We start from the raw sequence: 13,098 nt of genomic DNA, 5'->3' as shown, positions 1-13,098 counted from the left end.
CGGCCGGCGACGACGCGGCAACGGGCGCGACCGCTATGCGGTGCCGCCAGGCCTGCGTGCCAGGTTGCGGGTGCGCGACGGCACGTGCCGGTTCCCGGGGTGCGATCGGCGGGCGGATGCCTCCGAGATCGACCACACGGTCGACTGGGCCGCGGGCGGAGAGACCGGCCACGACAATCTCGCGCACCTCTGCGCCCGGCACCACCACCTGAAACACGAGGCCGGATGGCGGGTCGTCCAACGGGGCGGCGGGGTGCTCGAGTGGCGGAGTCCACTGGGGCGGGAGTACACGACCGATCCGGCCGAGCCGATGTCGGTCACGCGCGAGTCCGAACGCATGCCCGAACGCGAGCCCCACCCGCCCTTCTGACGCGTGCCGCGCCCGCCCGGCTTCGATCCGGCGGCCGAGATGCGATGCCCGCGACCGCCGGGGTGCTACTCGACGTCGCCGCGGTGCACGACCGTGTGCCGCAGGTACGACTCGCCGTTGCGGCGGATGCCCGCGCGCTCCTCGTCGCTCAGCTCGCGCCGCACCTTCGCCGGCACGCCCGCCACGAGCGACCCCGGCGGCACGACCGTGCCCTCGAGCACGACCGCACCCGCGGCGACGAGCGACCCCGACCCGATCACCGCGCCGTTCAGCACGGTCGCCGACATGCCGACCAGGCAGTCGTCCTCGATCGTGCAGCCGTGCAGCACCGCCCCGTGGCCCACCGACACCCCGCGGCCCAGGGTCAACGGGTACCCGCGGTCGACGTGGCAGACCACCGTGTCCTGCAGGTTCGACCCCTCGCCCAGCACGATCGGCTCGGCCTCCGCGCGCAGTACGGCGTTGTACCAGACGCTCGACCCGGCCTCCAGGCGCACGTTCCCGACGAGCACCGCACCCGCGGCGACGAACGCCGAGTCGTCCACCGACGGTGCGGCGATGCCGGGCAGCGAACGGACGTGGGCGGCGGCATCGACGGTCATGGCGTCAGACTAGCGATCCGCGCGTCGCCGGAATCACGCGGGGTCGTCGACTCTCCACATCTTTGCGCCGGACGGTGCGCGCCCAACCGGTTCCGCTACTTTCAGCGATATGCGAACTCGCCGGTACGGAACGGAGTGACGTGGACGAGATCTCGAGGCGCGCCGCAGCGAGGGCCATCGCCTGGACGGCCCCCGCAATCGCCGTCGCGGCCACCGTGCCGCGGGCGGCGGCATCGGTTCCCGATCTGAGTGCGCCCAGTGCGGAAGGCGTCATGCTGTGCTGCGACCCCGGCTACCTGGAGTTGTCCGTGTCGAACCCGCCAACAGCTCTGGCTCCCATCATTCTGCGAGGCTGGCGAGATGCGTCCGGCCGGGACTGGTGGCTTGAGGCTCCGCAGTTCCTGGACCCGAACACCAGCATGCGCATCGCCTTCCTTGAGCCGGCGGACTGTGACGCCCCGACCGGTTGGGTCGTCTGGTCGCCGTGGCCGAGCGGCGCCTTTCAGTACATCCCGGTCGACCTCTCGGGCCTCGTGAACGAGGGCTGCTCGGTCGAGTAGCCGGCAGGCGCACTCAGCCCCGCCGCCCCCGCACCGCGAGCACCACGAGCCGCCCCGCGACCCCGACCGCGAACACGACCACGCCGGCCACGACCGACAGCCATGGCAGGGTCGCGACCAGCACGAGGCATCCGATCGCCCCCAGCACCTGCACCCAGCGCGGGTACCTCCGGTCCTCGCGGGGCTGGGTGAACGCCGCGGCGTTCGCGACGACGTAGTACAGCAGCACCCCGAACGACGAGAACCCGATCGCCCCGCGCACATCGACGGTCAGCACCAGCACGATGACGATGACGGCGACGGATGCCTCCGCCACCCACGGCACCCGGAACCCGGCGCCCACCCGCGCCAGCGGTGCCGGCAGGTCGCCCTCGCGCGCCATCGCGAGGCTCGTGCGCCCGACGCCCGCGATGAGCGCGAGCAGCGCGCCGAGCGACGCGGCCGCCCCGCCGACCCGCACCAGCGGTGCGGCCCAGCCCCAGTCGTTCGCCCGCACCACGTCGACGAGCGGCGCCGTCGACGCGCCCAGCGCCGACGCACCGAGCGAGGCGAGCGCGACCACCCCGACCGACGCGTAGACGACGACCGCGACCGCGAGCGCGAGCACGATCGCCCGTGGGATCGTGCGCGACGGCTCGCGCACCTCCTCGCCCAGCGTGGCCATGCGCGCATACCCCGCGAACGCGAAGAACAGCAGGCCGCCAGACTGCAGGATGCCGTACCAGCCCTCGGCGACGAGCCCGGCCGGATCGAGCAGCCCGCCGCCCGGCAGCGCGCCCGCGACGCCGGATGCCACGACCAGCGCGAGCACCAGCAGCACGATCGTCACGATGATCGTCGCGAGCCCCGCGGTGCGGGTCACACCGAACAGGTTCACCCCGGCGAGCACCGCGACCGCGAGCGTGGCGACCGGCCGCTCCCAGCCGTCGGGCGCGACGTACGCGGCGAATGTCAGCGCCATGGCCGCGCAGCTCGCGGTCTTGCCGACCACGAACCCCCACCCGGCGAGGAACCCCCACCACGGGCCGAGGCGCTCGCGGCCGTACACGTACGTGCCGCCCGCACGTGGGTACCGCGCGGCGAGCTGCGCCGACGAGGTGGCGTTGGCGAACGCGATCACGGCGGCGATGGCCAGCCCGATCAGCAGCCCGTCGCCGGCGGCCCGCGCGGCCGGCGCGAACGCCGCGAACACGCCGGCGCCCACCATCGACGCGACGCCGATCACCGTCGCGTCGCGCAGGCCGAGCGCACGCGAGAGGTCGGGGGAGCCGGGCCGGTCTGCGGTCACGGCCGCACCCTACCGCGCGCGGGTGTCGCCTAGGATCGCCGACGTGACCACGCCGCAGCCCACGCCCGCCCACCCCGCCGTCGACCGCGTGCAGGAGGCGCTCGCGGCGCACGGACTCGAACCCGAGATCCGCTGGTTCGACGGCGCCGTGACGACCGCCCAGCTCGCCGCCGACGCGCTCGGCATCGAGGTGGGCCAGATCGCGAACTCGCTCGTCTTCCTGCTCGACGACGAGCCGCTGCTCGTGCTCACCTCGGGCGCGCACCGCGTCGACACCGAGTGGCTCGGCGCCGAGCTCGGCGGCACCATCGGCCGCGCCTCGAAGGAGCGGGTGAAGGATGCCACGGGGCAGGTGATCGGCGGCGTCGCCCCGGTGGGGCATCCGTCGCCCGTGCGCACCATCGTCGACACGCACCTGGCCCGCTACGACGTGGTCTGGGCCGCCGCCGGCCACGCCCGCACGGTGTTCCCGACGAGCTTCGACGAGCTCGTGCGGGTCACGGGCGGCACGCCCAGCGCCGTCGAGCCCGCCGACGCGTGATCGGGCTCAGCGTTCCCGTCGGGCGCCCTGCGACGCCTTCACCGTGAACACGCCGGGCTCCGCGTAGCCGCGCTCCGCGAACGCCTCGCGCACGACCCGCTCGATCACGGGCACGAGCGGCTCGGTCACGAGCGCGATCGCCGACCCGCCGAAGCCGCCGCCGGTCATGCGCGCGCCGATCGCGCCGTGCGCCTGCGCCGTCTCGACGGCCAGGTCGAGCTCGGGCACCGAGATCTCGAAGTCGTCGCGCATCGACACGTGCGACGCGTCGAGCAGCGGCCCGATCGCGGTCGGGCCCTGCTCGCGCAGCGTGCGCACGGTGTCGAGCACGCGCGCGTCCTCGGTCACCACGTGGCGCACCCGCCGGAAGGTCTCGTCGTCGAGCAGCGATGCCGCGCGCTCGAGGTCGTCGACGTCGAGGTCGCGCAGCGAGCCGACGCCCATCGCGGCCGCGCCGGCCTCGCACGACGCCCGACGGGCGGCGTACCCGCCCGTGGCGTGCGCGTGCTCGACGCGCGTGTCGATCACGACGAGCGCGAGCCCGTCGGCGTCGAACCCGAGCGGGATCACGTCGGCGTCCAGGCTCCGGCAGTCGAGGAAGACGCCCGCGTCGGCCTCGCCGAGCAGCGACGCCGACTGGTCCATGATGCCCGTCGGCGCGCCGACCGCGCGGTTCTCGGCGAGCTGGCCGACCTTGGCGAGCGTGGGCCGGTCGAGCCCGAGCCCCCAGTGCTCGTCGAGCGCGAGCGCCACGGCGCTCTCGATCGCGGCCGACGACGACAGCCCCGCGCCGATCGGCACGTCGGATGCCACGAAGAGGTCGACGCCCGCAACGCCCGACAGGTCGGCGCCCGACTCGCCGAGCGCCCAGGCCACGCCGAGCGGGTACGCCGACCAGCCCGACACCGCGTCGGGGGCGAGGTCGTCGAGCGAGAGCTCGACCACGTCGTCGCTGAACGTGCTCGCGACGCGCAGCATCCGATCGCCGCGCGCACCCAGTGCGAGCGCCGTGCGCCGATCGATCGCGAACGGGAACACGAACCCGTCGTTGTAGTCGGTGTGCTCGCCGATGAGGTTCACGCGCCCGGGCGCCGACCACACGCCGTCGGCGGCGTGCCCGTACCGTGCCGCGAATCCGTCGGATGCCTCGGCCACCACGTCCTGTGCGCTCACAGCTCGACCCCCTCGATGGCCTCGCGCAGGGCGGCGGCCTGCGTCTCCGGCGGCACGTCGCCGATCCAGGCGCCCATGGCCGCCTCAGATCCGGCGAGGAACTTCAGCTTGTCGGCCGCGCGGCGCGGGCTGGTCAGCTGCAGCATGAGCCGCACGTCGTCGCGGTGCTCGTGCACGGGCGCCTGGTGCCAGGCGGCGATGTAGGGCGTGGGCGTGTCGTAGAGCGCGTCGACGCCGCGCAGGACCCGCAGGTAGAGCGTGGAGAGCTCCTCGCGCTCCTCCAGCGTCGTGGCGGCGAGGTCGGGCACGTGCCGGTTCGGCAGGAGGTGCACCTCGATCGGCCAGCGCGCCGCGAAGGGCACGAACGCGGTCCAGTGCTCGCCGGCGATGAGCACGCGCTCGCCGGTGCGCTCGCGCTCGAGCAGGTCGGCGAAGAGGGTCGGGCCGTACGCGTCGACCGAGTCGAGCAGCCGCTGCGTGCGCGGCGTGACGTAGGGGTAGGCGTAGATCTGGCCGTGCGGGTGGTGCAGGGTGACGCCGATGGCCTCGCCGCGGTTCTCGAACGGGAAGACCTGCTGGATGCCCGGCAGTGCCGACAGCTCCGCGGTGCGCTGCGCCCAGGCCTCGATGACGGTGCGTGCGCGCGAGGGCGTCTGGGTGCCGAACGAGCCCTCGTGGTCGGGGCTGAAGCAGACGACCTCGCAGCGGCCTACCGAGGTGCGGGTGCGGCCGAGGCCCACCGAGCGGTACGCGGCGAGCGCGGCGGCGTCGTCCTCGCCCGCGGGCAGGCCCAGTTCCGGGCCGAACGACGGCGACTTGTTCTCGAACACGGCCACGTCGTAGCGGCTCGGGATCTCCGACGGGTTGCCCGGCGACTGCGGTGACAGGGGGTCGAGGTGGGCCGGCGGCAGGAAGGCCCGGTTCTGGCGTGCCGCCGCGATCGACACCCACTCGCCCGTGAGCGGGTCCTGGCGCATCTCGGCGGTCGCGGGCCGCGGGGCGAGCTCGCGCTCGTCGACCGCGCGCTCGGGCCCGAGCACGGTGTCGGCGTCGTCGAAGTAGATGAGGTCGCGGCCGTCGGCGAGCGAGGTGCGGCGTACCGCGATGCGGTCGTCGACGGCGGCGTCGGTGGAGGTGGTGTGGGTCATGGCGGGCCCAGCCTACGTCGCTTTGCTTTCGCAAACAAGTGTCTTTGCATTGCGAAAGCATCCGACACAGGGCAGGATGCTGCGCATGGACGTGGAACCCGCCGGCGACCCACGCCCGCCGCTGCCCGCGGGCGTGCGTCGCGAGCGTGCGCTGGCGCTGGTCGCCGAGCGCGGGTTCGTGCGCGTCTCCGAGCTCGGCCGCGCCTTCGGCGTCACCGACGTCACCGCCCGCGCCGACCTCGACGCGCTCGAGCGCTCGGGCGACATCCGCCGCGTGCACGGCGGCGCCGTGCCCGCGGATGCGGGCACGGTCGGCTCCCGGCCCGAGCGCGAGCCGAGCTTCGAGGAGGCCCTCGCCTCGTCGATCGTGCCCAAGGAGCAGATCGGCCGGGCCGTCGCGGCACTGGTGCAGTCCGGGCAGAGCGTCATCCTCGACGTCGGCACCACGACCCTCGCGGTCGCCCGGGCCCTGCGGGCGCGCGACGACCTGTCCGACGTCACCGTGCTCACCAACGGGCTCAGCATCGCGCTCGAGCTCGAACCCGAGATCCCGCGCTTCACGGTCGTCGTCACGGGCGGCACCCTGCGACCCCGGCAGCACTCGCTCGTGCACCCGCTCGCCGGCACCCTGCTCCAGGAGGTCCACGCCGACCTCGCGGTCATCGGATGCAACGGCGTCGACGCCGCCGGGGGCGTGACCAACGCCAACCTGCCCGAGGCCGCGGTGAAGCGGCAGATGCTCGAATCGGCCTCGCGGGCGATCGTCGTCGCCGACGCCGCGAAGCTCGGCGAGGTGCACCTCGGTCGCATCGCGGCCGTCGACGCGTTCGACCGCCTCGTCACCGACGCCGCTGCGCCGCCGGCGCTCCTCGACGAGCTGCGCGAGGCGGGGCTGGCCGTGCAGGTCGCCGACGCGGACGCGCCGGGATCGCCCTAGGCTGGGGGGATGACGCTTCCCACGGGCGAGCAGTTCGAGCTCAGCACCACCACCTCGAGCGGCGAACTCCGCGCCACCATCACGGCACTCGCGGCGGGCATCCGCTCCCTCAGCATCGACGGCATCGACCTGGTGCCGAGCTTCCCCGAGGACTCGAGCCCGCCGAGCGGCTCGGGCATCGTGCTCGTGCCCTGGCCCAACCGCATCCGCGACGGCCGTTGGATGCACGACGAGCAGGTGCACCAGCTCGCCATCACCGAGCCCGCCCGCAACAACGCCATCCACGGCCTGCTGCGGTACACCGCCTACCACGAGCTCGACCGCGACCGCGACTCGGTCACCCTCGGCGCCGACATCTACCCGCAGCTCGGCTACCCGTTCCTGCTCCGCACCGCCGTGCGCTACGAGCTGGTCTCCGACGGGCTCGACGTCACGCACTTCATCGAGAACCTCGGCCACGAGCCCGCCCCGGTGGCGGTCGGCACCCACCCGTTCCTGAAGATCGGCGACGTGCGCACCGAGACGCTCGAGCTGCGCCTCGCCGCGGCGAGCCACATCGAGGTCGATGAGCGGCTCCTCCCGACCGGCGAGGTGCCGGTCGAGGGCACGGCGTTCGACCTGCGCGACGGCGCCGAGGTCGCGGGTCTCCAGCTCGACGACGCGTTCGGCGAGGTCGAGCTGGTCGACGGGGAGTCGGTGCACTCGCTCACCGCGCCCGACGGCCGCAGCGTCGCGATGTGGGCCGACGACGCGTTCGGCTACGTGCAGGTGTACACGACCCGCACGTTCCCGGGCGAGGACGGCGACCAGGCGATCGCGATCGAGCCGATGACGGCCCCCGCCGAGGGGTTCAACTCGGGCAAGGGCGTGCGCTGGCTGCACCCCGGCGAGCAGTGGGAGGTCCGCTGGGGCATCCGCTTCGCCGGATTCTCGGCCGACTGAGGGCCACGCGCATGCAGATCGGCATGATGCTGAGCTACGCCGGCGGCTTCCGCGAGGCCGCCGCCGAGGTCGAGGCGCTCGAGCAGGCCGGGGTCGACGTCATCGTGGTGCCCGAGGCCTACTCGTTCGACGCGGTCAGCCAACTCGGCTTCCTCGCGGCGCGCACCGAGCGGATGCGGCTGGTCTCGGGCATCCTGCAGCTCTACACCCGCACGCCCACGCTCACCGCGATGACCGCCGCCGGCCTCGACTTCGTCTCCGACGGGCGCTTCACGCTCGGCCTCGGCGCCTCGGGCCCGCAGGCCATCGAGGGCTTCCACGGCGTGCCCTACGACGCCCCGCTCGGGCGCATGCGCGAGACGGTCGAGATCTGCCGGGCCGTCTGGCGCCGCGAGCGCCTCGAACATCAGGGGACGCACTACACGATCCCGCTGCCCGCCGACCGGGGCAGCGGACTCGGCAAGCCGCTGAAGCTCATCAACGAGCCGGTCCGCGCCGACATCCCGATCCTCATCGCCGCGCTCGGCCCGAAGTCGGTCGAGCAGACCGCCGAGATCGCGAACGCCTGGCTGCCGACGCTGTTCCACCCCGAGCGGGCGCGCGACGTGTGGGGCGATGCGCTCGACGCCGGCACCGCCCGTCGCGACCCGGCGCTCGGCCCGCTCGAGGTGTTCGCCACGACCGCGCTCTACATCGGCGACGACGTGGCGGCCGTGCTGCCGACCGTGAAGCAGCAGATCGCGCTGTACGTCGGCGGCATGGGCGCGCGCGGCAAGAACTTCTACAACACGCTCGTCACGGGCTACGGCTACGGCGACGTCGCCGCCCGCATCCAGGACCTCTACCTCGCCGGCCGCAAGGACGAGGCGGTCGCCGCGGTGCCCGACGAGCTCGCGCTCGCGCTGAACCTCGTCGGCACGCCGGCGCAGGTGGCCGAGCGGGTCGCCGCGTTCGAGGCCGCGGGCGTCGGCGTGCTCGCGGCAGCGCCACTCGGCCGCAACGCCGACGAGCGGCTGGCGCTCATGCGCGGGCTGCGCGCGATCGTCGGCTGAGGGCGGGCGGATGCCACGGGCCGGCCTCAGCCCGCGTGGCAGCTGCCCGTCGCGACGGGCTGCGTGAGCCCCGACGCGGCGTCCGCCACCGGGTCGAGCTCGACCATGGTCACCGCGTAGCCCACGTCGTCGACGCTCTGCGCCTTGCCGAACACGACGCCCGCGACGACCCCGTCGGTCGTGAGCACCGGGCCGCCGGAGTCGCCCTGGTAGACGGCCGCGGCCAGCGTGTACGCATCGCGCGGCCGGTCGGCGAGGGTGCCGTTGAACACCAGGGGCCCCGCCGACAGCACCTGGGCGGGCGTCACCTCGAGCGGCCCGCCGTACGGGTAGCCCGCGACGACCGCCTCGGCGCCCGAGGCCAGCGTGTCGCCGAGCTCGAGCGGCGCGGCGTCGAGCCCCGACGTGGCGATCACCGCGAGGTCGGCCTCCTCGTCGTAGTACACGACCCGGCCCGGCACGGGCGTGCGGCCGGGCGCCTCGACGACCGGCTCGTCGATGCCGGCGACGACGTGCGCATTGGTCACCACGCGGTCGGATGCGACGACGAACCCGCTCCCCGTCACCGAGATGCCGCACTGGAACGCCGCGCCCGAGATGCGCACCACCGACTGCGCGGCCTGCTGCAGCTCCGGGCCGGCGGTGTCGACCTCGGGGATCTCCGGCGCCTCGGTCGGCTGGCCGAGCGCGTCGAAGAGCCACGGGATCGCGTCGTCGAACGCGGCCTGCCGCACCTGCGCGATGACCGCGCGCGCCGGCTCCGGCGTCAGGCGGTCGATGCCGCGCACGATCGCCGACCCCGCGACGACGGGCGAGAGCCACGGCACGCCCATCGCGGCGATGCCGCCGCCCAGCATGGCGATCACGAGTGCGGCGACCACCGTCGTCGCGGCGCCGCCGAGCAGACGGTCGACCGGGGCGAGCTTCACCGTCTCCGCCCCGCTGCGCAGCATGCGACCGATCGCGCCGCCGATCGACGCCCCGGCCACGAGCAGCAGCAGCGCGGCCGCGAACGCGCCCGCGATGCGCCACCCGGGCCAGGGGATCCAGGTCATCAGCACGGGCAGCAGGAAGTAGGCGGCCACGCCGCCTGCCACGATGCCCGCGAGTCCGCCCGCGGTGTGCAGCAGCCCGCTCCGCCAGCCCCGCACGAACGCGCCGGCGAGCGCCGCGATCAGCAGCAGGTCGAGCACGAGCGTCCAGTTCATCGCGCCACCCGGTCGCCGCGCGTGTAGAGGTTGATCCCGGTGCCGCGGCTGAAGCCGGCGAGCGTCAGCCCCGCGGCATCCGCCTGCGCCACCGCCGCCGTCGACGGCGCGCTCACCGCCGACAGCATCGGGATGCCCGCGAGCCTCGCCTTCTGCACGAGCTCGAACGAGGCCCGGCCCGAGACCTGCAGCACGGTGCCCGACAGGGGCAGCCGTCCCTCGCGGATCGCCCAGCCGACGACCTTGTCGACGGCGTTGTGCCGGCCCACGTCCTCGCGCAGGCAGAGCAGGTCGCCGTCGGCCGTGAACAGGCCGGCGGCGTGCACGCCGCCCGTGTCGTCGAACAGGCGCTGGTGCTCGCGGAGGCGATCGGGCAGCGAGAGCAGCACGGGCAGGTCGATGCGCATCGGGTCGTCGGCGACGTCGAAGCGGGACGCCTTCGTCACGGCGTCGAGCGAGGGGATGCCGCAGAGGCCGCACGCGCTCGTCGCGAGCACGCGCCGGGTGTCGGCGAGGGCCTCGGTCGAGGCATCCGGCCCGAGCGTCGCGTCGATCACGTTGTAGTCGTTCTCGGCGCCCGGCTCGCCGTCGGCCGCGGGACCCGCGCAGACCCGCATCGCGGCCGGCGCGCCGATGCCCAGCACCCCCTCGGAGAGGAGGAAGCCCGCGACCAGGTCGAAGTCGTCGCCGGGCGTGCGCATGGTCACGGCGAACTGCGCGCCGCCCACGCGGATCTCGAGCGGCTCCTCGACCGCGATGCGGTCCTCCCTGCGGCTCGTCGTGACGGCGTCGCCCGCGCCGACCCGCAGCCGCTCGATGCGGCGCCGCATGGTCATCCGTGACATGCCTCAAGCTTCCACCGTGTGCACGCGTTGCGGAAATCGCGTGCGGGCTCGCCCGGCGCGTCCTGGCGTAGAGTGACCGCGTCACGACCCGGCGAAGGAGCATGTGCATGGTGCGGAAAGCCCCGGAATCCGACATCGACGAGGCGGAACTGCGGGTCTCGGCCCCCGAGACCCGTGCCGTCGGCATCCCCGGGATCGTGCACGCCATGCAGGCATCGGTTGACCAGATGGGCGTCGTGCGCACGGCGCAGACCCTGCTGCGGGTCAACCAGAAGGACGGCTTCGACTGCATGGGCTGCGCCTGGCCGGAGGGCGAGCACCGGCACGCCGCCGAGTTCTGCGAGAACGGCGCGAAGGCCGTCGCCGAGGAGGCCACCCGCCGCCGCGTGGGACGCGACTTCTTCGCCGCGCACTCGATCGACGACCTGCGCGGGCACGACGACTACTGGCTGGGCCAGCAGGGGCGCCTCACCGAGCCGATGGTGCTCGAGGAGGGGGCCACCCACTACGCCCCGATCGCGTGGGACGACGCGTTCCGCATGATCGGCGACGAGTTGCGCGCCATGGAGCATCCCGACCAGGCGATCTTCTACACGTCGGGGCGCACGTCGAACGAGGCCGCCTTCGCCTACCAGTTGCTCGTGCGCGGCATCGGCACCAACAACCTCCCCGACTGCTCGAACATGTGCCACGAGTCGAGCGGGTCCGCGCTCACCGAGACCCTCGGCATCGGCAAGGGCACCGTGAGCCTCGAGGACCTCCATCGCGCGTCGCTCATCATCGTCGCGGGGCAGAACCCCGGCACCAACCACCCGCGCATGCTGAGCGCGCTCGAGAAGGCGAAGCGCAACGGCGCGACGATCGTCGCGGTCAACCCGCTGCCCGAGGCCGGGCTGCTCCGCTTCGACGACCCGCAGTCGGCCCGCGGCCTCGTCGGCGGAGGCACGAAGCTCGCCGACCGCTTCCTGCAGGTGCGCCTCGGCGGCGACCAGGCGCTCTTCCAGGCGCTCGGCCGGGTGCTGCTCGACCTGCACGATGCACGCGGCGACGTGCTCGACGAGGCGTTCGTCGCCGAGCACACCAGCGGCTTCGACGACTACGCGGCGGCCGCGCGGGCACTCGACTGGGCCGAGGTCGAGACCGCGACCGGACTGGGCGAATCCGAGATCCGCGAGGTCGGGGCGATGCTGGCGGACGCCCCCTCGACCATCGTCTGCTGGGCCATGGGCCTCACCCAGCACAAGCACGCCGTCGCGACGCTCCGCGACGTGGTGGACGTGCTGCTCCTGCAGGGCAACGTGGGCCGGCCCGGCGCGGGCGTCTGCCCCGTCCGCGGGCACTCCAACGTGCAGGGCGATCGCACCATGGGCATCTTCGAGCGCATGCCCGAGTGGTTCCACGACGCGATCGACCGCGAGTTCTCGTTCACCTCGCCGCGCGCCCACGGGGTCGACACGGTCGACGCGATCCGGGCGATGCGCGACGGGAAGGCCCGGGTCTTCATGGGCATGGGCGGCAACTTCGTGCGTGCGACGCCCGACACCGCGGTCACCGAGCGGGCCCTGGCCCGGCTCGAGCTGACCGTGCAGGTGTCGACCAAGCTGAACCGCTCGCACCTGGTGACCGGCCGCCGGGCCCTCGTCCTGCCGGCCCTCGGCCGCACCGAGCGCGACGCGCAGGCCACCGGCGACCAGCGCGTGACCGTCGAGGACTCCATGGGCATGGTGCACGCCTCGCGCGGCCGGCTCCGGCCCGCGAGCGACGACCTGCGCTCGGAGGTCGCGATCGTGACGCGCATCGCCGAGGAGGTGTTCGCCGCGGAGCATCCGCCGCTCGCACCCGGCGGCGCGCCCGTCGTCGACTGGGCCGCGTGGCGGGGCGACTACTCGCGGATCCGCGCGGCGATCTCCGCCGTCGTGCCGGGCTTCGAGGGCCTCGAGGAGGCGATCGCCGGCGGCGAGAGCCTGCGCCTGCCGAACGCCCCCCGCGACGACCGGAGCTTCGCGACCGCGACCGGCAAGGCCAGGTTCACCGCGAACCCGCTCGAGTACCCCGAGATCCCGAGCGGATGCCTCCTGCTGCAGACGCTCCGGTCGCACGACCAGTACAACACCACGATCTACGGAAAGGACGACCGCTACCGCGGCATCCACCACGGGCGCCGCGTCGTGCTCCTGCACCCCGACGACATCGCCGCCGCGGGCTTCACCGACGGCGACATGGTCGACCTCGTCTCGGTCGCTCCCGACCGCATCGAGCGCCGTGCCCCGCGGTTCCGCATCGTGTCGTACTCCACCCCGCGCGGCAACGCGGCGGCCTACTACCCGGAGACGAACGTGCTCGTGCCGCTCGACGCGGTGGCCGACGTGAGCAACACGCCGACCTCGAAGTCGGTGCTCGTGCGGCTGGAGGCGGCCTCGGCCGGGTGACGG

Annotated in this window: 13 protein-coding genes; 7 read left to right on the top strand and 6 right to left on the bottom strand. The window is 73.9% G+C overall.

Annotated features, from left to right (window positions below):
• Window positions 1-70: 70 nt before the first annotated feature.
• Entirely contained in the window at window positions 71-370 is a 300-nt protein-coding gene (locus ABZK10_RS00710; protein ID WP_353807265.1) for an HNH endonuclease signature motif containing protein, read from the top strand.
• Window positions 371-435: 65 nt separating this feature from the next.
• Here ABZK10_RS00710 and ABZK10_RS00705 read toward each other — a convergent pair whose 3' ends face one another.
• Complete coding sequence (locus ABZK10_RS00705) at window positions 436-972, bottom strand: gamma carbonic anhydrase family protein (protein ID WP_353807264.1); 537 nt, start codon at window positions 970-972, stop codon at window positions 436-438.
• A 140-nt stretch (window positions 973-1,112) separates the two neighbouring features.
• Here ABZK10_RS00705 and ABZK10_RS00700 point away from each other — a divergent pair, with 140 nt between their 5' ends.
• Complete coding sequence (locus ABZK10_RS00700) at window positions 1,113-1,532, top strand: hypothetical protein (RefSeq protein WP_353807263.1); 420 nt, start codon at window positions 1,113-1,115, stop codon at window positions 1,530-1,532.
• Window positions 1,533-1,545: 13 nt separating this feature from the next.
• On the opposite strand, the gene ABZK10_RS00695 is transcribed toward ABZK10_RS00700, so the two are convergent.
• Window positions 1,546-2,820 carry an APC family permease gene (locus ABZK10_RS00695; RefSeq protein ID WP_353807262.1) on the bottom strand — a complete coding sequence of 425 codons (1,275 nt, stop codon included), beginning with the start codon at window positions 2,818-2,820 and terminating at the stop codon, window positions 1,546-1,548.
• A gap of 43 nt (window positions 2,821-2,863) precedes the next feature.
• Between ABZK10_RS00695 and ABZK10_RS00690 the strand changes: the two genes are divergently transcribed.
• A complete protein-coding gene (locus ABZK10_RS00690) occupies window positions 2,864-3,361 on the top strand; it encodes a YbaK/EbsC family protein (RefSeq protein WP_353807261.1) in 498 nt (165 codons plus the stop codon).
• 6 nt (window positions 3,362-3,367) lie between these two features.
• On the opposite strand, the gene galK is transcribed toward ABZK10_RS00690, so the two are convergent.
• Window positions 3,368-4,534 (bottom strand): galactokinase, encoded by a 1,167-nt coding sequence (galK, locus tag ABZK10_RS00685; protein WP_436408476.1) that lies wholly within the window; start codon window positions 4,532-4,534, stop codon window positions 3,368-3,370.
• Window positions 4,531-5,682 (bottom strand): galactose-1-phosphate uridylyltransferase, encoded by a 1,152-nt coding sequence (galT, locus tag ABZK10_RS00680; protein WP_353807260.1) that lies wholly within the window; start codon window positions 5,680-5,682, stop codon window positions 4,531-4,533. The genes galK and galT overlap by 4 nt, the downstream gene beginning before the upstream one ends.
• Before the next feature lie 85 nt (window positions 5,683-5,767).
• Here galT and ABZK10_RS00675 point away from each other — a divergent pair, with 85 nt between their 5' ends.
• From ABZK10_RS00675 to ABZK10_RS00665, 3 genes are read left to right on the top strand one after another with little or no spacing between them, the layout of a single operon-like run.
• Entirely contained in the window at window positions 5,768-6,619 is an 852-nt protein-coding gene (locus ABZK10_RS00675; RefSeq protein WP_353807259.1) for a DeoR/GlpR family DNA-binding transcription regulator, read from the top strand.
• Window positions 6,620-6,628: 9 nt separating this feature from the next.
• Window positions 6,629-7,561 carry an aldose 1-epimerase family protein gene (locus ABZK10_RS00670; protein ID WP_353807258.1) on the top strand — a complete coding sequence of 311 codons (933 nt, stop codon included), beginning with the start codon at window positions 6,629-6,631 and terminating at the stop codon, window positions 7,559-7,561.
• A gap of 11 nt (window positions 7,562-7,572) precedes the next feature.
• Window positions 7,573-8,613: an LLM class F420-dependent oxidoreductase gene (locus ABZK10_RS00665; RefSeq protein WP_353807257.1), complete on the top strand. Its 1,041-nt coding sequence runs from the start codon at window positions 7,573-7,575 to the stop codon at window positions 8,611-8,613.
• A 26-nt stretch (window positions 8,614-8,639) separates the two neighbouring features.
• On the opposite strand, the gene ABZK10_RS00660 is transcribed toward ABZK10_RS00665, so the two are convergent.
• Together ABZK10_RS00660 and fdhD are read right to left on the bottom strand one after the other, a co-directional pair.
• Entirely contained in the window at window positions 8,640-9,821 is a 1,182-nt protein-coding gene (locus ABZK10_RS00660) for a MarP family serine protease (protein ID WP_353807256.1), read from the bottom strand.
• Entirely contained in the window at window positions 9,818-10,666 is an 849-nt protein-coding gene (gene fdhD, locus ABZK10_RS00655) for a formate dehydrogenase accessory sulfurtransferase FdhD (protein WP_353807255.1), read from the bottom strand. The genes ABZK10_RS00660 and fdhD overlap by 4 nt, the downstream gene beginning before the upstream one ends.
• A gap of 107 nt (window positions 10,667-10,773) precedes the next feature.
• On the opposite strand from fdhD, the gene ABZK10_RS00650 reads away from it, so the two are divergent.
• Complete coding sequence (locus tag ABZK10_RS00650; protein ID WP_353807254.1) at window positions 10,774-13,095, top strand: FdhF/YdeP family oxidoreductase; 2,322 nt, start codon at window positions 10,774-10,776, stop codon at window positions 13,093-13,095.
• The last annotated feature ends 3 nt before the right edge of the window (window positions 13,096-13,098 follow it).

Source organism: Agromyces sp. SYSU T00194, assembly GCF_040496035.1.
Lineage (GTDB): Bacteria > Actinomycetota > Actinomycetes > Actinomycetales > Microbacteriaceae > Agromyces > Agromyces chitinivorans.
This window is presented reverse-complemented; position numbering and strand designations above follow the sequence as displayed.